General features: G+C 54.8%; 23 protein-coding genes and 1 other annotated feature. Of the genes, 12 read left to right on the top strand and 11 right to left on the bottom strand.

Going from position 1 to position 23,755, the window contains the following annotated elements:
- Positions 1 to 7: 7 nt before the first annotated feature.
- Complete coding sequence (gene priC, locus QNH99_RS16485; protein WP_410516937.1) at positions 8 to 538, bottom strand: primosomal replication protein PriC; 531 nt, start codon at positions 536 to 538, stop codon at positions 8 to 10.
- Between the two features lie 57 nt (positions 539 to 595).
- Here priC and QNH99_RS16480 point away from each other — a divergent pair, with 57 nt between their 5' ends.
- From QNH99_RS16480 to QNH99_RS16440, 9 genes are all read left to right on the top strand, one after another.
- Positions 596 to 985 (top strand): DUF454 family protein, encoded by a 390-nt coding sequence (locus tag QNH99_RS16480; protein WP_063878674.1) that lies wholly within the window; start codon positions 596 to 598, stop codon positions 983 to 985.
- 150 nt (positions 986 to 1,135) lie between these two features.
- Positions 1,136 to 1,687, top strand: a complete 552-nt coding sequence (gene apt, locus QNH99_RS16475; RefSeq protein ID WP_063878675.1) for an adenine phosphoribosyltransferase — start codon at positions 1,136 to 1,138, stop codon at positions 1,685 to 1,687.
- Between the two features lie 158 nt (positions 1,688 to 1,845).
- The gene (gene dnaX / locus QNH99_RS16470; protein ID WP_410516936.1) at positions 1,846 to 3,819 is read left to right on the top strand and encodes a DNA polymerase III subunit gamma/tau; all 1,974 of its coding nucleotides are present in this window, start codon (positions 1,846 to 1,848) and stop codon (positions 3,817 to 3,819) included.
- Positions 3,158 to 3,219, top strand: a sequence feature (DnaX frameshifting element). Its footprint overlaps the gene before it by 62 nt.
- 56 nt (positions 3,820 to 3,875) lie before the next feature.
- Positions 3,876 to 4,205 carry a YbaB/EbfC family nucleoid-associated protein gene (locus QNH99_RS16465; RefSeq protein WP_013024920.1) on the top strand — a complete coding sequence of 110 codons (330 nt, stop codon included), beginning with the start codon at positions 3,876 to 3,878 and terminating at the stop codon, positions 4,203 to 4,205.
- Entirely contained in the window at positions 4,205 to 4,810 is a 606-nt protein-coding gene (recR, locus tag QNH99_RS16460) for a recombination mediator RecR (protein WP_063878677.1), read from the top strand. The genes QNH99_RS16465 and recR overlap by 1 nt, the downstream gene beginning before the upstream one ends.
- Before the next feature lie 98 nt (positions 4,811 to 4,908).
- The gene (htpG, locus tag QNH99_RS16455) at positions 4,909 to 6,783 is read left to right on the top strand and encodes a molecular chaperone HtpG (protein ID WP_109717116.1); all 1,875 of its coding nucleotides are present in this window, start codon (positions 4,909 to 4,911) and stop codon (positions 6,781 to 6,783) included.
- Between the two features lie 277 nt (positions 6,784 to 7,060).
- On the top strand, positions 7,061 to 7,705 hold the full coding sequence (gene adk / locus QNH99_RS16450; protein WP_063878679.1) for an adenylate kinase: 645 nt from the start codon (positions 7,061 to 7,063) through the stop codon (positions 7,703 to 7,705).
- A gap of 165 nt (positions 7,706 to 7,870) precedes the next feature.
- On the top strand, positions 7,871 to 8,020 hold the full coding sequence (locus QNH99_RS16445; RefSeq protein WP_283350260.1) for a hypothetical protein: 150 nt from the start codon (positions 7,871 to 7,873) through the stop codon (positions 8,018 to 8,020).
- A 57-nt stretch (positions 8,021 to 8,077) separates the two neighbouring features.
- Positions 8,078 to 9,379: an inosine/guanosine kinase gene (locus QNH99_RS16440; RefSeq protein WP_063881119.1), complete on the top strand. Its 1,302-nt coding sequence runs from the start codon at positions 8,078 to 8,080 to the stop codon at positions 9,377 to 9,379.
- 66 nt (positions 9,380 to 9,445) lie between these two features.
- Here QNH99_RS16440 and ybaL read toward each other — a convergent pair whose 3' ends face one another.
- On the bottom strand, positions 9,446 to 11,140 hold the full coding sequence (gene ybaL / locus QNH99_RS16435; RefSeq protein WP_410516935.1) for a YbaL family putative K(+) efflux transporter: 1,695 nt from the start codon (positions 11,138 to 11,140) through the stop codon (positions 9,446 to 9,448).
- Between the two features lie 788 nt (positions 11,141 to 11,928).
- Here ybaL and ushA point away from each other — a divergent pair.
- A complete protein-coding gene (gene ushA, locus QNH99_RS16430; RefSeq protein WP_410517679.1) occupies positions 11,929 to 13,650 on the top strand; it encodes a bifunctional UDP-sugar hydrolase/5'-nucleotidase UshA in 1,722 nt (573 codons plus the stop codon).
- A gap of 33 nt (positions 13,651 to 13,683) precedes the next feature.
- On the opposite strand, the gene QNH99_RS16425 is transcribed toward ushA, so the two are convergent.
- Positions 13,684 to 14,115, bottom strand: coding sequence for a multidrug/biocide efflux PACE transporter (locus tag QNH99_RS16425; RefSeq protein ID WP_218995600.1), 432 nt, complete (start codon positions 14,113 to 14,115; stop codon positions 13,684 to 13,686).
- Between the two features lie 87 nt (positions 14,116 to 14,202).
- Between QNH99_RS16425 and QNH99_RS16420 the strand changes: the two genes are divergently transcribed.
- A complete protein-coding gene (locus QNH99_RS16420) occupies positions 14,203 to 15,072 on the top strand; it encodes a LysR family transcriptional regulator (RefSeq protein WP_063878683.1) in 870 nt (289 codons plus the stop codon).
- Here the strand turns inward: QNH99_RS16420 and ybaK are convergent.
- The 4 genes from ybaK to QNH99_RS16400 all read right to left on the bottom strand — a co-directional run bounded on the left by ybaK (position 15,069) and on the right by QNH99_RS16400 (position 19,799).
- Positions 15,069 to 15,548: a Cys-tRNA(Pro)/Cys-tRNA(Cys) deacylase YbaK gene (gene ybaK, locus QNH99_RS16415; protein WP_410516934.1), complete on the bottom strand. Its 480-nt coding sequence runs from the start codon at positions 15,546 to 15,548 to the stop codon at positions 15,069 to 15,071. The two genes, QNH99_RS16420 and ybaK, sit on opposite strands and share 4 nt — an antisense overlap.
- Before the next feature lie 181 nt (positions 15,549 to 15,729).
- Entirely contained in the window at positions 15,730 to 16,533 is an 804-nt protein-coding gene (locus QNH99_RS16410; protein ID WP_410516933.1) for a TraB/GumN family protein, read from the bottom strand.
- A 75-nt stretch (positions 16,534 to 16,608) separates the two neighbouring features.
- Positions 16,609 to 19,119, bottom strand: coding sequence for a copper-exporting P-type ATPase CopA (copA, locus tag QNH99_RS16405; protein ID WP_410516932.1), 2,511 nt, complete (start codon positions 19,117 to 19,119; stop codon positions 16,609 to 16,611).
- 347 nt (positions 19,120 to 19,466) lie between these two features.
- On the bottom strand, positions 19,467 to 19,799 hold the full coding sequence (locus tag QNH99_RS16400; RefSeq protein WP_109717122.1) for a hypothetical protein: 333 nt from the start codon (positions 19,797 to 19,799) through the stop codon (positions 19,467 to 19,469).
- Between the two features lie 421 nt (positions 19,800 to 20,220).
- On the opposite strand from QNH99_RS16400, the gene cueR reads away from it, so the two are divergent.
- Entirely contained in the window at positions 20,221 to 20,637 is a 417-nt protein-coding gene (cueR, locus tag QNH99_RS16395) for a Cu(I)-responsive transcriptional regulator (RefSeq protein WP_410516931.1), read from the top strand.
- On the opposite strand, the gene QNH99_RS16390 is transcribed toward cueR, so the two are convergent.
- The 4 genes from QNH99_RS16390 to QNH99_RS16375 form a co-directional block, all read right to left on the bottom strand.
- A complete protein-coding gene (locus QNH99_RS16390; protein WP_410516930.1) occupies positions 20,613 to 21,071 on the bottom strand; it encodes an NfeD family protein in 459 nt (152 codons plus the stop codon). The genes cueR and QNH99_RS16390 overlap by 25 nt on opposite strands.
- Positions 21,071 to 21,985: an SPFH domain-containing protein gene (locus QNH99_RS16385; RefSeq protein ID WP_063878689.1), complete on the bottom strand. Its 915-nt coding sequence runs from the start codon at positions 21,983 to 21,985 to the stop codon at positions 21,071 to 21,073. Before QNH99_RS16385 ends, QNH99_RS16390 begins: the two co-directional genes overlap by 1 nt.
- A gap of 58 nt (positions 21,986 to 22,043) precedes the next feature.
- Positions 22,044 to 22,901 carry a thioredoxin family protein gene (locus tag QNH99_RS16380; RefSeq protein WP_063878690.1) on the bottom strand — a complete coding sequence of 286 codons (858 nt, stop codon included), beginning with the start codon at positions 22,899 to 22,901 and terminating at the stop codon, positions 22,044 to 22,046.
- A 79-nt stretch (positions 22,902 to 22,980) separates the two neighbouring features.
- On the bottom strand, positions 22,981 to 23,754 hold the full coding sequence (locus tag QNH99_RS16375) for an SDR family oxidoreductase (RefSeq protein ID WP_063878691.1): 774 nt from the start codon (positions 23,752 to 23,754) through the stop codon (positions 22,981 to 22,983).
- Position 23,755: the final 1 nt, after the last annotated feature.

Raw genomic sequence — 23,755 nt, 5'->3', positions numbered from 1 at the left:
TAGCGCATTAACTGCTAAAGGGGCTGTTTGATAACGACATCGCCCATTCCACTGAACGAATAGCCTGTTTACAGCGTGCCATCCGACCTTCCAGCACCTCCAGATCTTTCTTCAACTGCTGCTGAATCGCCAGCGTTTCTGCCTGCGCCATTCGCTGTTCACGCTGATCAATCATCTCCTGCAGTCGACGCGCATATTCGCAGTATTCCTGATATTTTAACTGCCGCGATGAGGGCTGAACGCGTTCCTGTCGGCTGCGCAACTGCTGTGTGCTGGCTTCGCGTTGTAGCGCGGCAATCTGATCCACCAAATGGCTTGCCAGCCACTGGCTGCGAGCGACGTCACCGCTGTGCTGGCAAAGGCGCTGGTAATTTTGTTCTATCTCCTGCAAATAATCCGCCAGCCGGGTGCCTTTAGTGGTAAAGAGCTGGCTGTCAAAGCGGGGTGAACGGCAGCGTCCATCTGGCTGGCGCGCGATATCCTGGCGCAGAGCCACAATGCAGTTAAGCAGTCGTTGTGATGCCGTGGCGTTACTCATCGCCCGGCACTCAGGTATGCTAAGGTTATGGGACTGGAAACGCGCTGAGCGACCTTTATGCAACGCATTGTGTTATTAACCCTTGGCTGGCTGGCGATTGTGCTTGGCATACTGGGCATTGTATTACCTTTATTACCTACCACGCCATTTATGCTGTTGGCGGCCTGGTGTTTTGCGCGTTCTTCTCCCCGTTTTCATCACTGGCTGCTCTGGTCATCCCCTTTTGGCCGTTATATCCGGCACTGGCAACAACACCGTGGCATGCCGCCTGGTGCAAAAAGCCGGGCGATGCTACTGATTGTGGTGACCTTTGCGGTTTCGCTCTGGCTGGTGCCGCTGTGGTGGGTACGTATCATGCTACTTATTATGTTGTGTCTGCTATTGCTGTTTATGTGGCGTATTCCGGTGGTGGCAGAAACAGCGGATGAACCCTTACCACCGCGATAAAGTTGCAATTAGTTGGCCATTTGCTTAGATTTGGGCCTCTTCGTGCGTAGCTTCCCATTATTGATGTATCTCCGCTGAGCCTTTACCCCGGTATTGGCGCTATTGAAGCTGCGCAAAACAGAACAGAATTTTTTTACCAGGCTTAAGATTATGACCGACACTGCGCAGCAGCTTGAACTGATTAAAAACAGTATCAAAAGTATTCCTGATTACCCGAAGCCGGGTATTCTTTTCCGTGACGTCACCAGCCTGTTGGAAGATCCTGTCGCCTATGCGGCGTCTATCTCACTGCTGGTGGAACGGTACCGTAATAAAGGCATCACCAAAGTAGTCGGCACGGAAGCGCGCGGTTTCCTGTTCGGGGCACCGGTTGCTTTGGGGCTGGAACTGGGTTTTGTACCGGTACGCAAGCCGGGCAAACTGCCACGTGAAACCTACAGCGAAGCTTACGAGCTGGAGTACGGCACCGATCGGCTGGAATTGCACAAAGATGCTATCCAGCCAGGCGATGTGGTGCTGGTGGTCGACGACCTTCTCGCCACCGGCGGGACGCTCGAAGCGACCATCAAACTGATTCGTCGTGCCGGCGGTGAAGTTAAAGATGCGGCATTTATTATCAACCTGTTCGATCTGGCAGGTGAAGCACGTCTCAAGGCGCTGGGCGTTGACAGCTACAGCCTGGTCAATTTCCCCGGCCACTAAGCCTCGCTTATGGCCTCACAATCTGCTGAGGCCGTTCATCTTTCCCTGTTCAAGATAACGAGTGATAGGTGAAAGCGTAGCTGGTAGACTACTGCAATCATATACAGGGGTTGCAGTGCGTCTGCGCTCACATTTCCATCCAAATTCGTCGAAACCACATGAGCTATCAGGTACTTGCCCGAAAATGGCGTCCACAGGCGTTTGCTGATGTTGTCGGTCAGGAACACGTTCTGACGGCGCTGGCGAATGGATTGTCTCTGGGACGCATCCATCATGCTTATCTCTTCTCCGGCACGCGGGGCGTAGGGAAAACGACCATTGCCCGTCTGCTGGCGAAAGGCCTTAACTGCGAAACGGGCATTACCGCCACGCCGTGCGGCCAGTGCGATAACTGTCGCGAGATTGAGCAGGGGCGTTTTGTCGATTTAATTGAAATTGATGCCGCCTCGCGCACCAAAGTTGAAGACACGCGCGATCTGCTCGACAACGTGCAGTACGCGCCGGCGCGTGGCCGCTTCAAGGTCTACCTGATCGATGAAGTGCACATGCTGTCGCGCCACAGCTTTAATGCGCTGCTGAAAACCCTGGAAGAACCACCTTCACACGTTAAGTTTTTGCTGGCGACAACCGATCCCCAGAAGCTGCCGGTGACAATTCTGTCGCGCTGTCTCCAGTTTCATCTCAAAGCGCTCGACGTCGATCAGATTCGCCAGCAGTTGGATCGTGTTTTAGAGCAGGAGCAGATTTCGCGTGAGCCGCGTGCCCTGCAACTGCTTGCCAGAGCCGCCGATGGCAGTATGCGTGATGCGTTAAGCCTCACCGATCAGGCGATTGCGATGGGCGAGGGCTGCGTGACCAGCGCCACCGTGGGTACGATGCTGGGTACGCTTGACGATGAACAGCCGCTGGGTCTGCTTGAAGCGGTGGTCGAAGGCAACGGAGAGCACATGATGGCGCTGTTGGCCCAGGCGGCATCACGTGGCGTTGAGTGGGAAGCATTGTTGGTTGAGATGCTGCGCCTGCTGCACCGCATTGCTATGGTGCAGCTACTGCCTGCGTCGCTCAATGACGACGAAGAGAGTAATGCGCTGCGCCTGCGTGAACTGGCGCGCGCCGTGCCACCGGCCGATCTTCAACTGTATTACCAAACCCTGCTTATGGGGCGCAAAGATTTACCACTCGCGCCCGATCGGCGCATGGGCATCGAGATGACGCTGTTGCGTGCACTGGCGTTTCATCCTAAGGCGGCAATCGCCGAACCGGTTGCGCGTCCTACGCTGACCGCGCAGTCTGCCCCGGCACCAGTGCAGACTGTGGCGGCTCAACCTACAGAGAAAACGCCCGCCGCGCAGCCGCAAATGGCAGCACCGGAACCGGCTGTCACTCAGCAGGCTGTGCCGCCTGCGTCGCCCGATCCCTCACTATCCAGTTCCACCAGCCAGCTCCTGCAGGCGCGCACCCAGTTGCTGCGCCAGGGAGCAAACAAAGCAAAAAAGAGTGAGCCGGCAGCGCCAGGTGCGCGGCCGGCTCACTCCGCGCTGGAACGACTGGCCTCTGTTACCGAACGTAGCCAGCAGCGCGTGCGTGACAGCGCGCCTGCGGCACCGGTAAAAAAAGAGGCATACCGCTGGAAAGCGCAAACGCCGGTGACCGAGGTCGTCGTCGAGCCGGTCGCGACGCCAAAAGCCTTGCGTTCTGCGCTTGAGCATGAGAAAAATCCTGAGCTGGCCGCGCGGTTGGCGGAGGAAGCCCAGCAGCGAGATGAATGGGCGGCAGAAGTCGCAGGTTTACCGCTGCCTAAGCTGGTTCAGCAACTGGCACTGAATGCATGGAAAGAAACCACGGATAACGGCATTTGCCTGCATTTACGTTCCAGCCAGCGCCACCTGAATTCTGCGTCGGCGCAGCAGGCCCTGAGCGCCGCATTGAGTCAGGCAGCAGGGCATCAGGTTGAACTGTCGGTAATTGAAGACGATAATTCTACGGTATTGACGCCACTGGAGTGGCGTCAGGCCATTTATGAAGAGAAGCTGGCGCAGGCGCGTCAGTCAATCTTGAGTGACACCCACATTCAAACCCTTCGTCGCTTTTTTGATGCCGATTTGGATGAGGAAAGCATTCGACCCGTTTGAACACGCTGCAACGGTCTGAATAAACCGCGTTGTAGCCTCAGCAGAGAGAGAAAACTATGTTTGGTAAAGGCGGATTGGGCAACCTGATGAAACAGGCCCAGCAGATGCAAGACAAAATGGCCCAGGTTCAGGAAGAAATTGCCGCCCTGGAAGTCACGGGTGAATCAGGTGCTGGCATGGTTAAGGTCACGATCAACGGTGCCCATAACTGCCGCCGGGTAGAAGTCGATCCGAGCCTGCTTGAGGACGACAAAGATATGCTGGAAGACCTGATTGCCGCCGCGTTCAACGACGCCGCTCGCCGCATTGATGAAGTGCAGAAAGAGAAAATGGCCTCTGTCTCTTCAGGTATGCAGCTGCCACCAGGCTTCAAGATGCCGTTCTGATGCAAACCAGCCCACTGCTAGAGTCATTAATGGAGTCATTGCGCTGTTTACCCGGCGTTGGGCCTAAGTCGGCACAACGCATGGCGTTTCAACTGCTACAGCGCGATCGGAGTGGCGGAATGCGGCTGGCGCAGGCACTGACCCGGGCCATGTCGGAAATCGGCCACTGTGCCGATTGCCGCACCTTCACCGAGCAGGAAATCTGTACCATTTGCGCCAATCCACGGCGTCAGCAAAATGGTCAAATCTGCGTGGTGGAAAGTCCGGCCGACATCCATGCTATTGAGCAAACCGGGCAATTTGCCGGCCGTTATTTCGTGTTAATGGGCCATCTTTCGCCGCTTGACGGCATTGGTCCGGGCGATATCGGTCTTGACCGACTGGAACAACGGCTGGAAAAAGAAACGCTTCATGAAGTGATTCTGGCCACCAATCCTACCGTGGAAGGCGAAGCCACCGCGAACTACATCGCTGAATTGTGCGGTCAGTATGGCGTTGATGCCACCCGTATTGCGCATGGGGTTCCGATGGGCGGTGAACTGGAAATGGTGGATGGCACCACGCTGTCCCACTCGCTGGCCGGTCGGCAAAAGATTAAATTTTAAACGCTTGCCGGTGTTGTGAAAGACACCGGCTTGAAAACCTCTCATTTATCCCCACATCCTCCTCAACGTTCGTTAAATCTGATTCTGTTGAGGTAGCAATGACCATGAAAGGACAAGAGACTCGTGGCTTTCAGTCAGAGGTAAAACAACTTCTGCACCTGATGATCCATTCTCTCTATTCAAACAAAGAGATTTTCCTGCGTGAGCTGATTTCCAATGCTTCGGATGCGGCAGATAAACTGCGCTTCCGCGCGCTGTCTGATGCCAGCCTGTATGAAGGCGATGGCGACCTGCGTGTGCGTCTCTCTGTGGATAAGGACAACCGGACCATTACACTCAGCGATAACGGTATCGGCATGCGTCGTGATGAAGTGATTGAAAACCTGGGAACCATTGCTAAGTCAGGTACCAAATCCTTCCTGGAATCTCTGGGTTCAGACCAGGCAAAAGACAGCCAACTGATTGGTCAGTTTGGTGTGGGTTTCTACTCTGCATTTATCGTCGCAGATAAAGTCTCTGTGCGCACCCGTGCGGCGGGCGCGGCAGAAGACGAAGCCGTTTTCTGGGAATCGGCTGGCGAAGGGGATTACACCATTGCTGATATCAGCAAAGCCGAGCGCGGTACTGAGATTACCCTGCACCTGCGCGAAGGCGAAGATGAGTTCCTCGACAGCTGGCGCGTCCGCAATATTATTGGAAAATACTCCGATCACATCGCCCTGCCGGTAGAAATCGAAAGCAAAGATGAAGAAACCGGCACCACCACCTGGGAGAAAATCAATAAAGCCCAGGCACTGTGGACCCGCAATAAATCAGACATCAGCGATGAAGAGTACAACGAGTTTTATAAACACATCGCCCACGATTTCAGCGACCCGGCTATCTGGAGCCACAACCGCGTAGAAGGTAAACAGGAGTACACCAGCCTGCTTTACATCCCGGCTCGCGCGCCCTTTGACATGTGGAACCGCGATCATAAACACGGCCTGAAGCTGTACGTGCAGCGCGTGTTTATCATGGATGACGCTGAGCAGTTTATGCCGAATTACCTGCGCTTCGTGCGTGGCCTGATTGACTCAAACGATCTGCCGCTTAACGTATCGCGTGAAATCCTGCAGGACAGCCGCGTAACCCAGAGCCTGCGTGGCGCGCTGACCAAACGTGTTCTTCAGATGCTGGATAAACTGGCGAAAGACGATAGCGAGAAATACCAGACGTTCTGGAAAGAATTCGGTCTGGTGTTGAAAGAAGGTCCGGCGGAAGATCACGCAAACAAAGAAACGATTGCCAAACTGCTGCGCTTTGCCAGTACTCAAAGCGAAGGCGCGGCGCAAACTGTCTCGCTGGAAGACTACGTCAGCCGCATGGTAGAAGGGCAGGAGAAGATCTACTACATCACGGCCGACAGCTATGCCGCCGCTAACAGCAGCCCGCATCTGGAGCTGTTCCGTAAGAAAGGTATCGAAGTTCTGTTGCTGTCCGATCGTATTGACGAGTGGATGATGAGCTACCTGACCGAGTTCGACGGTAAAACCTTCCAGTCTGTCAGCAAAGCTGATGATACGCTGGATAAACTGGCTGACGAAGAGACGGAAGAGCAGAAAGAAGCCGAAAAAGCTCTGGAGCCGTTTGTTGAGCGCGTGAAGACCTTGCTGGGTGAGCGTATTAAAGACGTGCGCCTCACGCACCGTCTGACCGATACGCCAGCGATTGTGACCACGGATGCGAACGAAATGACCACCCAAATGGCTAAACTGTTCGCCGCAGCAGGTCAGGACGTGCCAGAAGTGAAATACATCTTTGAAATCAATCCCGATCACCCGTTGGTGAAACGCGTGGCGGAGACGCAGGATGAAACTGGCTTTGGTGAGTGGATTGAGCTGTTACTGGATCAGGCACTGCTGGCAGAGCGCGGTACGCTGGACGATCCTAACCAGTTTATCCGCCGTATGAACCAGTTACTGACGGCGTAAAACGATAAAACCGGTGATAACCTCACCGGTTTTTTTCTTTCTGTGACGCTGGCCGGCTGTCGGTACGCGGTTTTGTTGCGCAAACGCCACGAAATCCCTTCAGCTTAAGCCACCAGTCCGAAAATGGCCTTTGACTGACCTGACGCACTGCTATCGCGCGCTAAAGCCAGTACACTAGTTTTTCCTGACCCGCCGTTTTCTTGTGATGGGCGGGTCATAATGGTATGTTCTTCCGCTTCTCAGATTCATCAATGCGATTCGCAAGGGGATTTACGCAATGCGTATTATTCTGCTCGGAGCTCCGGGCGCAGGTAAGGGGACTCAAGCCCAATTCATCATGGAGAAATACGGCATTCCGCAGATCTCCACTGGCGACATGCTGCGTGCAGCGGTTAAAGCTGGCACCGAACTTGGCAACCAGGCGAAAGCCATCATGGATGCCGGCAAGTTGGTTACTGATGAGCTGGTCATTGCGCTGGTTAAAGAGCGCATCACGCAGGAAGATTGCAAAAACGGTTTCCTGCTTGATGGTTTCCCACGCACCATTCCTCAGGCTGACGCAATGAAAGAAGCCGGTATTAAAGTGGATTATGTGCTGGAGTTCGCCGTACCGGATGAACTGATTGTTGAGCGTATTGTGGGCCGCCGTGTTCACGCGCCGTCAGGCCGCGTTTACCATGTCAAATTCAATCCACCGAAAGTGGAAGGCAAAGATGACGTGACCGGTGATGAGCTGACCACACGTAAAGACGATCAGGAAGAAACGGTCCGCAAACGTCTGGTGGAATACCATCATCTGACTGCGCCGCTGATTGCTTACTACAGTAAAGAAGCGGAAGCGGGCAACACCGAGTATCACAAAATTGACGGTACACGCAATGTGGCCGACGTGAGTGCAGAGCTGGCTAAGATTCTCGGCTAAGCTTATTGGGGCCGGGTTCGCTGGCCCCTTTTGCCGTTATCGCTTTTCTCTCCTGCCTCTCCGTGACCATTCCCTTCGTTTTCTCGCCTCCCCTCATCAAGAAACCTTAATCAGCAAGATAAGCCCGGCTGCTACGGGTCAATTTAGTGCCAGAATGCGTCCTGCTTGTCAGCAGGCAGTCTGGCAACCCTGACAGAGATGCGCAGTGAAAACGTGATGCACGGCGTTGGGTTGAAAGGTGCCGATATCTCTGTGCTGAATGCCGATGAAGAACACATTGAGATGATGATGCAATGGGTCAACGCGCGCCGTTAAAGTCATGGCAGAGAATGTGATATGCTTCTCTGCCTGTTTTTCCTCACGGCAGTTACCATGAAATTTCCCGGCAAACGTAAATCCAAACACTACTTCCCCGTTAGCGCCCGCGATCCGCTGTTGCAGTCCTCCCCGTTTGATAGTGAAGACGGCAGTTGGGTGGTCGGCATCGATCAGACGCTGGTCGATATCGAAGCTAAAGTCGATGATGCTTTTCTTGTTCGCTACGGCCTAAGCGCCGGTCATTCGCTGGTGATTGACGATGCCGTTGCGGAAGCGCTGTATGCTGAACTCATGCGTGACGAACTGGTGACCCATCAGTTCGCGGGCGGCACGATTGGTAATACGCTGCATAATTTCTCGGTGCTGGCGGATGACCGTTCCGTACTGCTGGGCGTGATGTGTAACAATATCCAGATTGGCGGTTATGCCTACCGTTATCTCTGTAATACCTCCAGCCGAATGGACCTTAACTATCTGCAGGGCGTAGACGGCGCGATAGGTCGCTGCTTTACGCTGATTGGCGATCAGGGCGATCGTACCTTTGCCATCAGCCCGGGGCAAATGAACCAGCTTAAGGCGGAAAACGTCCCGGAAGACGTTATCGCAGGCGCTTCTGCCCTGGTCTTGACCTCCTATCTCATCCGCTGTGAAGCAGGTGAGCCCATGCCAGAGGCAACGTTAAAAGCGATTGAATACGCGAAGCGCCATAACGTGCCCGTGGTACTGACGCTGGGCACCAAACATGTGATTGGCGACAATCCACAGTTCTGGCGCGATTTTCTGCGCGATCATGTTTCTATTGTGGCGATGAATGAAGAAGAAGCCCTGGCGCTGACGGGCGAAGCCGATCCTCTGCTGGCATCGGATATCGCACTGGAATGGGTTGATCTGGTGTTGTGTACCGCAGGACCGACTGGATTGTATATGGCCGGTTATACCGAAGATGCGTTTAAGCGCAAAACGAATCATCCGCTCTTGCCGGGCGCGATTGCAGAATTCAACCTGTACGAATTTAGCCGCGCGATGCGCAAACAGGATTGCCAGCAGCCGTTACGCATTTTCTCTCATATCGCCCCTTATATGGGCGGGCCGGAGAAGATAATGAATACCAACGGGGCAGGGGATGGCGCGCTCGCGGCGTTACTGCACGATATTACGGCAAATAACTATCATCGCCGTAATGTGCCTAATTCCAGTAAACATGCGCGCGCTTATCTGACCTATTCGTCGCTGGCTCAGGTCTGTAAATATGCGAATCGGGTCAGTTATCAGGTGCTGAATCAGCACTCGCCCCGACTGACGCGCGGTTTACCCGAGCGGGAAGACAGTCTGGAAGAGTCTTACTGGGATCGTTAAGTCCGGAGAGATAAACCGCCCCGCATCGACGCAATGTGATACGGGGCGTGAGTCAGGCTGCGGCGCTTAGCAGTGGCCTTCACTGGCCAGCTTGTGCTGCTCCTGCGCCATGTCGTCCTGCAGTTTCTGAATAATGCTGGCGGCAATCTCGCGCTCGCCCATCACCACATAGTTTGCGCCGCGTTCCAGAATGTACTCCACCTCATCGTCGTAATGTGCATGCACAATGATGTTGATGTCCGCTTTTTTCTGGCGGGCGGCGGTGACGATTTCTCCCACCTCGTAACCGTTGGGAATCGTGATCAGCAGCCAGGACGCACAGTCTACGCGGGCTAACGCCATGGTGTCGGCACGGGCAGCATTGGCCAGCACCGCCCGGACACCCTGATCGCGTAACGCTTTCACGCGTGGAATCGAACTTTCAACCACGACTACCGGGATATTGAGCGCCGTCAGTTGTTCACACAGCAGGTTGCCTACGCGGCCATAGCCGACAATCACCGCATGCTGACAGACATCAACGGGAATCTGCTGCTCTTCTTCCAGCGCCTCTTCCAGCGTCTGTTGCTCCATCGTTTCGTTACGGGACAGGTAACGGCCCAGCAACGTAAACAGGACCGGGTTGATCATAATCGAAAGGATCGCGGCAGCCAGTACCAGACTACGCCCTTCTTCATCCAGCAGGCCGAGTGAGATGCCAAGCCCGGCGAGAATAAAGGCAAACTCACCAATTTGCGCCAGGCTGACCGAGATGGTCATTGCAGTTCGGCGTGAATGGCCCAGCAGCGATACCAGCAGCCAGGCTGCCGCAGATTTCCCTATGACGACAATCACCAGCGCGCCCAGCACCGCCAGCGGCTCTTTTACCAGAATCATCGGATCAAACAGCATCCCGACAGAGACAAAGAACAGCACCGCAAAGGCATCACGAAGCGGCAGCGTGTCACGGGCAGCGCGCTGGCTTAACTCGGATTCGTTCAGCACCATACCGGCAAAGAAAGCGCCCAGGGCAAAGGAAACATCAAAGAACTCGACGGCACCAAATGCAATCCCCAGCGCCAGGGCCAATACGGCCAGCGTAAACAGCTCACGCGAGCCGGTGGCGGCACTTTTCGCCAGAATCCAGGGCACAGCACGGCGGCCCACCACCATCATTAACACCATAAAGGCGGCAACCTTACCGATGGTCCAGACCAGATCCCATATCACCAGGCTGGCGCTGGCATTTCCCTGCTCCATCATGCCGGCAATGGCGGGTAACAGGACCAGCGTGAGCACCATTACCAGGTCTTCAACAATCAACCAGCCAATCGCGATTTGGCCGCGCTGGCTTTCAATAAGCTGGCGTTCCTCCAGTGCGCGCAGCAACACCACGGTACTGGCGGTAGAAAGACACAAACCGAACACTAAGCCCGTCATCCATGACCAGCCCATCGCCCACGACATCAGCATTCCCAGCAAGGTCGCCACGGCGATCTGCGCGATAGCACCGGGAATGGCTATCCGCTTTACCGACATCAGGTCCTTCAGTGAGAAGTGCAGACCGACGCCGAACATCAGCAGGATAACGCCAAGTTCCGCGAGTTCGGGTGCCAGATTGGTATCTGCCACGAACCCCGGCGTAAAAGGCCCCGCCAGCACGCCGGCGACTAAATAACCCACTAAGGGTGAAATTCGTAATCGGTTTGCCAGCATGCCAAGGAGAAAAGCCAGGACCAGAGCCCCGACGATAGTCGTAATCAACGGTGTGGTGTGATGCATGCCAGTCTCCTTGGATGTAAATGTATCCGGTTGTAACAAATGAGTTTAATGCATATCGGAAAGGATCGCTGAATAATTTGTGGGATTAACAGAAAAAAATATGAAAATACAAGAAAAATGCAATCGAAAGGCTGTTTTTATCACTTATCCCGCTTATCGACTGATTCAGCGCTGAGCCGAGAGCACAAGATTAAAATTTTACTCCCCTTAAATGACACAGAGGTGACGTCGATGACGCGCTAATGCGCTGACAACAGTCACTAACCGCAACCAGATCGGGATTTGCTGAAGCCATTTAGCCGCCTGGGTCGGAGGGGCAGATTACGCACCGACCTGACGTATAGCTGCCTGCCGTGGAAGTGATGCTAAAACAATCTATTGTGATGGCATAACGGAACCGCGCGGTGGAGATCTCGGGTATGTTTATTTTTACGACGTACGCATCAATGCGGAAAATCATTATGATGTTAACTTCATCAACATAACGATGAAGCTGTTAACCCTGCTGGTCATTTAATGAACAACAGGATCACAGTGCGTCAACATACACGCGCCCTGTATTCGCGGTGTTAGGGTGCGTGGCAGGTAAAATCGAACCACTGGGGTTGCCTGTCGGGCCACATTATCGGCCATACTGGAACAGACAACGCCTTATGGACGCTGGGCCACCGCGGTTAAGATGCAATACAGAAAGGGCCTGTTTCCCGCAGGATTAAACGGACAATCATTAAAGGAGAAGGGCTGTGGTGTTATCTCGATGGGCAAGAGCAGGTCTGGCACTACTGGTGATGCTGTCATCCATATTAACCCAGGCCGCCCAGCCTGACCGGAGCTACCGTTTCAGCATTCTGCACACCAACGATCAGCATGGTCATTTTTGGTTTAATGAGCAGGGCGAATATGGGCTGGCTGCGCAAAAAACGCTGATGGATACGCAACGTTACGCCATCCAGGCCAAAGGCGGTGGCGCGCTAATTTTGTCTGCGGGCGATGTTAACAGCGGCGTGCCTGAATCGGATGAACTGGATGCTGAACCCGATATCCGCGGTATGAACCTGATTGGCTATGATGCCATGACATTGGGTAATCACGAGTTTGATAAACCGCTCGCCGTCCTGCGTAAACAGGAAAAATGGGCCAAATTCCCTTTCCTGGCCGCTAACGTCTACCAAAAAAGCACTGGTAAACGCCTGTTTAAACCCTGGGCTGTCTTTCAGCGCATGGGGCTGAAAATCGCTGTGCTCGGGTTGATCACGCCGGATACCGCCAAATTGACGAACCCTGCACAGCTAACCGACATCGAATTCCGCGATCCCGTTACCGAAGCAGAAAAGGCCGTGGCCGAGCTGCGTGCCAGCGACAAGCCAGACGTTATCGTGGCATTAACTCATCTTGGTCATTACGACGATGGTAAGCACGGCAGTAACGGTATAGGTGACGTGACGCTGGCGCGCAGTCTGCCGAAAGGCATGCTTGATGTGATCGTCGGGGGGCACTCTCATGATGCGGTATGTATGGAAAAAGAGAATGTCAGTCGTAAAGACTACCTGCCAGGCCAACCCTGTCAGCCTGACCGTCAGAACGGCGTATGGATTATGCAGGCGGAAAAATGGGGCAAATACGTGGGCCGCGGCGATTTTATCTATCGCAATGGGGAATTAACCCTGGAGGCCTATCAACTCATACCGGTTAACCTCAAGCACAAAATCAAAAACCATGATGGCAGTGAGTCCTGGCTTACCTGGCAGCAAGCGATCCCCAATAACACCGCAATGATGAAATTACTGACGCCTTTTCAAAAGCGAGCTGATGCCAAACTATTGGTGAATGTCGGCAGCATGAAAGGGGATTTCCCCGGTGAAAAAGAGACAGTGCGCTTTACACAAAGCGCTATCGGGCAGTTGATATTGCGAGCACAGATGGCGGCGACGCAGGCTGACTTTGCTGTGATGAGCGGCGGCGGTATCCGCACTTCGCTTAAATCAGGCCCGGTAACCTGGCGCGATCTGTTACAGGTACAACCTTTCGGCAATCATGTGGTTTCCGTGACGATGACCGGCGCAGAAATCAGACGCTATCTGGCGGTGGTGGCAAATATCAAACCCGATTCAGGCGGCTTCGCCCAGTTAGCCAATGTCAGCCTCATCGCTAACGGCAATGCAGTCAGTCAGGTGAGCATCAACGGCCAGCCGTTGGCGGATGAAAAAACCTACCGTATGGCGACGAACAGTTTTAATGCCGCAGGTGGTGATGGCTATCCGCGAATTGATACGCATCCGGGTTATGTTAACAGCGGCAAGCCAGATGCCCAGGTGTTGCGAGACTGGGTGAGCACGCATTCTCCGGTGAACGTCAACGACTACCAGCCGCATGAAAGTGTTATCTATCAGGCTGAGCCCGCGGCCACGCCGCAGAATGGCGCGAAAGAAGCGACGCCGCTTCGGCGCTATCCCAAAATGGTGCTGACATGGATCCGACACTGGAACAGTGAGAGCGCGACGCAGCATTAAGCACGAGCAGGGAGGCGGCCTCCCTGCTGTTTATCAGACGCGGCAGGATTTGCGGGCTAACCAGTGCGGACGCAGCTTGTCCCAGACCAGGTTGTAGGCAAAGGTGTAGGGCAGAAAGAACAGAAAAAACGCCACTTCGATCAAAAAGGCCTGCCACAGCGAAATCTCCAGCATCCAGGCGGCCAATGGCAAACCTATCAGGATAAAACCGCCCTCAAAACCCAGCGCGTGCAGGATACGAAGCAGGGCGCTGCGTTTCTGCCCGGCCGGGTAAAACCGATCAAACACGCTGTTGTAAATCATATTCCACAGCATCGCCACCGTAGACAACATGATCGCCAGCGCACCCATTTGAAACAGGGGTTTATCCATAATCCATGCCGCCAGCGGGGCGATAGTGACGATGGCCAGGCCTTCAAACAGGGTGGCATGTGCGATGCGTTCTGTGATTGAACGGGTTTGCATTTCGATCTCCTTTGTTCAGGTTGCACATTCTCCCACGACAAAATGCTAAGATAAAATGATCATCTATCGATAAAAGCGATGGTTTACATGCGTTATTCACCGGAATCTCTGGAAGCTTTTGTGCAGACCGTTGCCAGCGGATCGTTTTCTGCCGCCGCTCGTGCACTGAAAAAAAGTCAGTCCACCATCAGTGTGGCCGTGGTCAATCTGGAAGAAGATCTGGGTTTTGCCCTCTTTGACCGGCGCGGTCGCCAGCCACAGCTCACCGAGCAGGGGCAACGCGTGTTGCCTCAGGTGCAGCAAATTCTTGCCGCCAGTGAGCGACTGGACGCGCTGGCAACGCGGCTGTCTGAAGGCGTTGAGCCGCGGCTGAGCGTGGCGGTGTCAGACTTTTGGCAAACCGACTACCACCAGCGTTTACTGAAGCAGTTTGAGGCGCACTACCCGGATGTGGAGCTGGAAGGGATCGCGGCGGAAGATGCGGATGTCCTGGAACTGTTGCAAGAGGGACGGGCCCACATTGGAGTGATACGTGCCCAGCCGACGCTTCCTGCCGACATCGCGGTCGCCCGGCTGCAGGTCGATGCCGAGTTAGGTATTTACCTGCATCGGGATCATCCCGTGGCCCAACAATCCTCGGTAAACGAAAGTCAGCTTGAACCGCTTCGTCATCTTCGTCTTAATACCTGGACAGCGAAACGTGAGAGCGCGCCGAAAGGGCGCGCCTGGTCTGCGCAAACCTATTATGTGCTGCTGGAAATGGCGGAACAGGGTTTTGGCTGGAGTATTTTACCCCGCTGGCTGGTGAAACAGTGCGGGCACGGCGTGCTGCGGGAACTGCCAATAGCGGGATGGCCGCAGCGCATTGCCGTCGAAGTGGTGTGGTCACGCCGCAATCCGCCCGGTCCCGCTGGGCGCTGGATGATCGATCAACTCTGTGCGCTGCCACCGGCTTAATCGCGCCGGGCGATATCCGCTAACGGGGCATCCAACAGCCGGGAGAGATCCTGTGGGCTCAATTCAATATCCAGCCCGCGCTTACCGCCTGAAATAAACAGCGTGGCAAAGTCGTTAGCCGAGCTGTCGATCACCGTTGGCAACCGCTTTTTTTGCCCCAGCGGACTGATGCCGCCCACCAGATAACCGGTGATGCGCTGCGCCAGTATGGGATCGGCCATCTCGGCTTTTTTGGCATTGAACGCCTTTGCCACCTTCTTGAGATCGAGCTGGGTGGCGACAGGCGTGACCGCCACAGCAAGGTGTTTAGCCTCGCCATTCAGCGCCACCAGCAAGGTTTTGTACACCTGCCGGGCATCCAGATTTAGCTTACGGACCGCTTCGTCACCAAAACTGGTTTCGTTGCTTTCATGTTCATAAGGATGCAAAGTGAAGCTGACTTTTTGTTTTTCCAGCATTTTTACCGCAGGCGTCATTGTAGTCTCTTATTCGGAAAAATCTTATTACGTATTATTGAACAATAAATGTGGCGAAATAATGTGCTTTAGGCGAGAATTGCCTCGCGCCAGCAATCCTGTTGTTGGCGACAACTAAAATCATTAACACATTCCTCTTTGAAGAGCCGATATGACTGTCGGCTCTCTTTTTTTCTGCGTTTTATTCCGCGCGCATCAAGCCCGGCAGGTTGTTCTCGCCGTATAAATGCAGTGCTCCGACCGCTACCACGTACTGACCAGCAGGCAGAGTGCGTAAATAATCGCACCACTGGCTGTTACGCTGGCTAATCAGCGTGTCGTTCAGTGTCTGACTGAAGGTCGCAGGCAGAGCAATTTTCGGCTCGCGCGGCGGGCTTTCCAGCCACCAACTCACCATCGTTTGCAACATGCGCGCGTTAGTGTGCCAATGGGTGAGCGTATCTGCCAGCAGCGCCATGCCGTCGTCAGGTAATGATTTCAGCAGGGTGATTTGTGCCTGCGCACCTTCCAGTTCAATCACGGGTTTATCCATCGCCCGCGCCGCCTGCAGTAGCTGATAATCAATGCCGTAATCAGGACGCAAACCCAGCCGCTGCGCCTGCTGCGCCTGTAACATCAGGGCAATTTGCCAGGCCGGTAACGTATCGAACCGGCTCAGGGATAAACCGGTTTCATTACACAGTGTTTCAAGCTTCGCCAGCGCCTCATCATCCATTCTGGCGGTCAGTGGCGGACGTTCCTCCGTGTTTTCGAACGGCGATCCTCCCTGAGTAATATCCGCCTCAACAACCAGCGCGTCGGCTTTTTGTAACTGCTGTAGCAGCCGGACCGGCAGGGGCTGCATGTCACGAGTGCCCATATGAATGCTTCCCACCAGATGAAACCGGCATTCGCCAGACTGAATATCTACGGCTGGCCAACGATAACTGGTAGGGAAAAGCGGGTTAATCCAGTTACGTAAACGTTGCAAAAGGCGCGCTGTCATTCCCTGTCCTTCACTGTGTTAAAGAAACCATGCTAGCGGGATCGCGTCACGAAAGACAGAGCAGGGCAGTTATTGCTAAACGCGGGGCTTATAGCGCAGCAGGCGGTTAGCATTACTCACCACGGTGATGGACGACAGCGCCATCGCTGCCCCGGCAAACACCGGGCTGAGCAGCAGGCCAGTAAAGGGAAAGAGCACGCCCGCTGCCAAGGGAATGCCGATAATGTTATAGATAAACGCACCAAACAGGTTCTGCCGGATATTGCACAGAGTGGCGGAGGCAATTTTCAAGGCATCGACTACGCCATGCAGATCGGCTCGCATCAGGGTAATTGCTGCGGTTTCCACAGCTACGTCGCTGCCGCCGCCCATCGCAATACCGACATCAGCCTGCGCCAGCGCCGGGGCATCATTAATGCCATCGCCCACCATCGCGACGCGTTGCCCTTGCTGTTGCAACTGGCTAATCGCATCGGCTTTGCTTTCGGGCAGCACGCCAGCAATCACCTCATCAATACCGGCCTCATGAGCAATAACCTGGGCCGTATTTTCATGATCCCCGGTCAACATAATCAGTCGGTAGCCCGCATGATGCAGCCTCTGCAAGGCCGCTTTTGCCTCGGACCGCAGCGTATCACGCAAGCCAATCAGTCCCGTAAGCTGCCCATCTTCTGCCAGCAATACCGGCGTCGCGCCTTGCCGGGTGAGTCTGTCAATCTCTGCCAGAGCCGGTTGGCAATCCACGCCGTGCGCAGTCAGCAGGCTGACATTGCCGAGTAATAGCGTCCTGTTGTCCAGTATGCCGCTTACGCCTTTGCCGCGTATTGTACGAAATTGCGCAATATCGGCTCGAACAGCCTCCCCTGTTTCTGCAAGGATCGCTTTCGCCAACGGATGACCCGACATCTGCTCTAGCGCTGCCGCCGCAGACAGGACCGATTGACGCGTACTGCCGTTCCAGTTCACCACGTCGGTGACCTGCGGCGTGCCTCTGGTCAGCGTTCCGGTTTTATCAAACACCAGCGTATCAATATGGCTGGCGCGCTGCAGTGCATCCGCATCGCGCACCAGCACACCATATTCGGCGGCGCGTCCGGTACCGGCGATGATCGACATCGGCGTGGCCAGGCCCAGCGCACAGGGACAGGCAATAATCAGTACCGTGGTCGCCACGACCAGAGCATAAGCCATTTGTGGCGCTGGCCCCGCGATATACCAGATCGCGGCGCTGAGCAGAGCGATAAGCACGACCACCGGCACGAACACGGCAGAGATACGATCGGCCAGACGGCCCACATCCGGCTTACTGCTTTGGGCCTTACGCACTAACTGAATAATGCGCGCCAGCGTGGTGTTGCCGCCGGTTGCGCGGGCAATAAAGCGCACCGTTCCGTCCTGCACCAGCGTGCCGGCAAACAGGCTATCGCCCTGCGTTTTACTTTGCGGCACCGCCTCACCGGTGAGCATTGCCTCGTCGCACCAGGCCTCGCCCTCCTGCACTTCGCCATCGACGGGTACGCGATCGCCCGCCACCAGCCGCAGAGTCATACCGGGTTGTACCGCACTGACCGGCATCAGGGTTTCCCCCTGGTCTGTTATCACTCTGGCCTGATCCGGTGTCAGATCGAGCAGGCGCTCCAGGGCTCGGGATGAGCGCTGACGTGCACGTTGCTCAAGCGCATGACCCAGATTGATCAGGCCGAGAATCATCACGCTGGCTTCAAAGTAGAGATGGCGCGCCTGCTGCGGGAAAAAATCAGGCCAGATCACCACGCTGAAGGAGTAAATCCAGGCGGCGGCCGTGCCGAGCGCCACTAAGGTATCCATCGTTGCGCTGCGGTTAACCAGGCTGCGCCAGGCGCTGCGATAGAAGTGACCGCCTGCGGCCACCATCACCAGTAGCGTTGCGATGCCGAGCACCCGCCAGGTGGTGTGATTATCCGCAGTGAGCATCATATTGTCGCCCAGCATGCCCCAGATCATCAGCGGCACGCCAAACAACAATGCGATACCTGCCTGCCAGCTAAAGCGTTGCATGGCACGTCGGGCGCTGCGCTGCTGCTTCTCGCGGCGTTGCTGTTCGTCGTCGACCACTTCAGCCCCGTAGCCGGCTGCATCCACGGCGGCGACCAGCTGATGGGGTTCAACGTTACCCATCACCAGCGCACTGCGCTCGGCCAGATTCACCCGGGCCTGCTGCACGCCACTGACCTGCTCAAGGGCTTTCTCTACCCGGCTGACGCAGCTGGCACAGCTCATCCCCTCGATGAGCAGCACGTGAGCGGCCAGGTTTTCGGTTGCCGGAAGAGAAGGGGACTCCGTTGTCAGCGCCTCCGGCGGCGGCTCTGCTGCTGTCAACGGCTCAGGCTTTGGGCGGGTGCCCGCAGCTTTTAATGTTGCATGGTAGCCCGCCTGTTCAACGGTGGCGATCAGGGCTGTCGCCTCTGCATAGCCCGACACGCTGGCTTCCTGCTGTGTAACCTCAGCCTGCTCGACATCGTCGCGCCCTTCGAGCGCTTCCTTGACGCGTTTTACGCAGTGGCCGCAGGACAATCCGTCCAGCGCCAGAACAATCGTGTTTGACATGGTTGACTCCTTTGTCAGAGGTACGGGGGTGCTCGTTCAGATATGAATGTGGCTCAGGTTAAACCTTCCATCAAGGGGAAGGTCAAATGCTGAATGACTGAATTAATAAATTTTAATCACAGCTGGAATACCGCGACTCGCGCGTCGGCACTCGTGGGGATTCCATAACGAAAAAGCCCCGCTTAATAAGCAGGGCTTTTATAACTTTCATCAGGCCTGAGTCAGTAAACGCTTTCTGAGGGAAAGCTGTAGCTGGATAGCTTGCCGCCACGCGCCTTTTGCAGAAGCTTCACCGCAAGCGAAGCTTTGTTTCGAGCAACAACGCGCAGGCGCGCAGTGTAGGTTAATCATCTCTTGGGGCGAGTGAAGAAGACAAGCGTCCCGATAATTATGTCGCCAATAACCCAAAAGGTGCCAATCACCATTAAACCTAAACCAGCGCCAACCGCGGCACCGGCTTTTTCTGCATCGGAAGCTGCGTTATTTATCACATCGCCACTTCCACCTAATCCCGCGAAAAGGCAATAGGCCATGAAAATGTTAAACAGGATGAAAACCCACTTAACCATTTTGCCAAAAAAAGAACGACGCGGCTTTTTAAGCTGCTTTGCACATGATGGACAACGTAATGCTGAATCACTCACTTCCTTATGACATTCTGGACAGCTGACTAACGCCATAATCCAATCCCCTTTATATTTTTTAGGAATAGTTATTTGTTACAAATCGGCGGTATTTTATCGGATTTTTCCGTATCGACAAGGTTTTTATTCTTATATTTTAGTGGGTTGATGTCGAAATGAAAGGCGGTCCAGAATTTGAGCTGGTATAAGGTGGTTATGCTTCATTCACGTTTATTGAAACTAAAAGTTGAGCGATGCTGAAGCTTTCGCATGGCTTCTAATACAAAGACATAGCCCGTTTTACTCGGCACGGTGAGCTATAATTTTCTTTATGAACTGCCCTTGCTGAGCCGGTTCTCGGGGCAAAACGGTAAATCCGGGGTTGAGTGAAGTATAATGAAATACTGATTTAGCCCGGCAGCTCGCGGGCTGTGCTTTTTAGAATCCCCCTGTTAAGGGGAAGGTCAGGAAAACTGTTATGAACATTAGTGCCGTGGCAAAAAAGACCGGATTAACCAGCAAGGCCATCCGTTTCTATGAAGAAAAGGGCGTGGTAACGCCACCATTACGCGGCGATAACGGCTACCGGCATTATAATTCGCACCATCTTGATGAACTGAATTTATTGCGGCAGGCACGCCAGGTGGGTTTTACCCTGGATGAGTGCCGCGAGCTGGTCGGGCTGTTTAACGATCCCGATCGCCACAGCGCGGATGTGAAAGCCCGCACGTTGCAAAAATCCGATGAAATTGCTGCACATATTGAAGAGCTGCACGCCATGCGCGCTCGGCTGCTGGCGCTGGCGGCGGCGTGTCCGGGCAACGACAGCGCTGACTGCCCCATCATTAATAACCTGGCAGGCTGCTGCAGTCAGGTTGGCGGCAAGCGTGACTGAATGCGCAGGGTGATCCCTTCCACCGCGACGACCTCGACCAGCGCGCCTGCTGGCAAATTCTGGTCTGCCTGAACACGCCAACTGCTGTCACCGATGCGAACATGACCAATGCCATTTTGCAACGCGCTGTCCAGGGTTAGCTGCAGGCCGATCATCTGGTTGCCGCGCTGGTTAAGTGAGTTTGGCTGCTGGTTACGCTCACGGTAACGCATCACGCGATGCCAGATAAATACACTGGCCAGCGTCAACGCGGCAAACAGACAGCCCTGTGCGGTCCAGCTCAGCGGCAAAAACCATTCCGTGATGCCGACCAGCATGGCGGCCAGCCCGCTCCAGAGCAAATAGCCGTTTGTGCCGAGCATTTCTGCCGCCAGTAATAACCCGCCCAGCGTCAGCCAGAACCAGTGCGGATGTGCGACGATCTCGCTCACCATCAGCGTTTCGACTCGTTGCGGGTTTCTTTTAACAGCTCACTGATACCACCAATCGCACCCAGCAGGCTGCTGGCTTCCAGCGGCATCATGACGACTTTACTGTTGCTGGATTCACCAATTTTTTGCAGCGCATCCGTGTATTTCTGCGCCACAAAATAATTCACCGCCTGAATATCGCCAGCGGCAATGGCTTCTGACACCATCTTCGTGGCGCGAGCCTCCGCTTCAGCCTGGCGTTCGCGCGCTTCAGCTTGCAGGAAGGCGGAGGTCCGCTCCCCTTCGGCTTTCAGTATCTGTGCCTGCTTTTCACCTTCTGCGCGTAAAATTTCGGCCTGACGCACGCCTTCCGCCGTCAGAATATCGGCACGTTTGGTCCGCTCCGCCTTCATCTGCGCGTTCATGGCACCAATCAGTTCCTGTGGTGGGCGGACATCACGAATTTCGATTCGGGTGATCTTCACGCCCCACGGATTGGTGGCTTCGTCAACAATATGCAGTAAGCGGGTATTGATACTGTCACGTTGAGACAGCATTTCATCCAGCTCCATGCTGCCCAGCACGGTACGCATATTGGTCATAGTGAGGTTAAGGATCGCCAGTTCCAGATTGCTGACTTCATAGGCTGCCCGCGCCGGATCGATAGCCTGCACAAAACAGACGGCATCAATGGTGACGTTGGCATTGTCTTTGGAGATGATCTCCTGAGAGGGAATATCCAGCACCCGTTCCATCATATTAATCTTATGGCCGACGCGATCCATAAAGGGAACAACAAGGCTAAGGCCGGGCTGAAGCGTGCGGGTATAACGGCCAAAGCGTTCGACTGTCCACTGATAGCCTTGTGGAACAATTTTCACGCCGGACCAGACGGTGACCAGGGCGACCAGGATAAGTACAGGAATGACGGTGAGCATATAACCTCCAGGTTGTCAGATGAACGGGCCAAATCGTTCGGCCCGTTTTCTGCTTACATCAGTAAAGCAGGGAATAAAGCTGACGGCGATAGCGTGCGGCAAGCGCATCGCCCGTGCCTAATGCCGCCAGAATCTCCTGCAACATTTTACGCGCCTGGCCGTCAGCGGCGTTCAGATCACGCTTAATGACGTTAAACAGCAGTTCCAGTGCTTCTTCATTACGACCGACCTGATGCAGTTGCAGCGACAGTTTGGTCGCCAGTTCGGCGTTTTCCGGGTCAGTTTCCAGTTGGGATTGCAGTTGCTGAATTTCGGGTGTGTCAGCCGCCTGTTTCAGTAAATCGATCTGGGCGATCAGGCTCTGATAACGGGTGTCCTGATCCTGCAACGGCACGGCGTTGAGTACCGTTTCAGCCTCATCACTGCGGTTAAGGGTAATCAGCACCTCTGCCAGCAGAAAACCGATTTCGCTGTCTTTGTTGCTAAGCTGCCAGGCCTCTTTTAGCAGAGGTAATGCGTCCAGCGGTTTGCCTTCCTGCATCAGCGCCATGGCCTGCTGGGCTTTTAACTCTTCTTCGCGCGGCAGCACTTTTTCCAGCAGTGCGCGCACGGCGTCTTCCGGCTGTGGTCCCTGGAAACCGTCAACAGGCTGGCCGTTCTGGAACAGGTAAACCGTGGGGATGGAGCGCAACCCAAATTGGGACGCCACCCTTTGTTCTTTGTCACAGTCCAGTTTGGCAAGGATAAACTGGCCCGCATATTCCTGAGCCAGCCGTTCCAGCACAGGCGTCAGTTCCTGGCAATGTTGGCTGCGATCCGACCAAAAGTAGAACAGCACCGGTATCTGCATTGACTGCTCAAGGGTCTGTTGCAGGTTGGATTCGTTAATGTCGATAATCGAAGCGTGTGGTGACATGACTAAGTCTCTTTGCAGAAAATGTTTAAAGAATATGGGGCCGACCGCCCCTGCTTCAAGTTGTATTCGCGCAATACCTTTACTGACTGCGAATTATGCGATCCAGTATCCAGCCTGGCAGCAGGCGTTTCAACAGGCCCATCGCGTGTGCGACCAGCGTCACCGGATAACGTAAACGTGGATGTTTGCTTTCGAGCGCATGGCGCAGCTTAGGTAAAATGGCTTCAGGCGGCAGCGTAAATCGCGCCGCCAGACCGGGATTCAGCACCGGATTATCCTGCTCGCCCTGCGTCACATTATCCGTGAAGCGGCTCTGGATTGGACCCGGTTCAATCAGGCTGACGCGCACGCCGCTGGTATGCAGTTCCATGCGTAATGCATCGCTCCAGGCTTCCAACGCGTATTTACTGGCAGCATAAACGCCACGCCCCGGCGTGGAAATCAAGCCCAGCACCGAACTGGTATTAATGATGCGGGCATTGCCAAACGCCTTCAAAGCAGGGAGCAGCCGCACAGTAAGCTGATGGGTGCCAAACACATTACTGGAAAACTGCTGTTCGAATTGCTGACGCGTAATGGTGTTTAACGGACCATAGGTACCAAAGCCGGCGTTGTTGAACAGGGCAAACAGCCGGTTATCGGTGAGCGCCAAAACCTCATCGGCGGCGCGGTCAACGCTGTCAGGATCGTCCAGATCCAACAGCAGCCCGGTAAAGCCCAGGCTTTGCATTCGCGCCACATCTTCAGCTTTACGGCAGGCCGCAATGACGTGATAACCGCGCGCCAGCAGATCATTAGCCGCCACCAGGCCAATGCCGCTCGAACAGCCCGTGATCAAAATGGTTTTTTGCATG

Source organism: Pantoea allii, from assembly GCF_046529425.1.
GTDB classification, from domain to species: Bacteria; Pseudomonadota; Gammaproteobacteria; order Enterobacterales; family Enterobacteriaceae; genus Pantoea; species Pantoea allii.
Note: the sequence above shows the minus strand (reverse complement) of the source record. Positions and strands in the feature narration are given on the sequence as shown.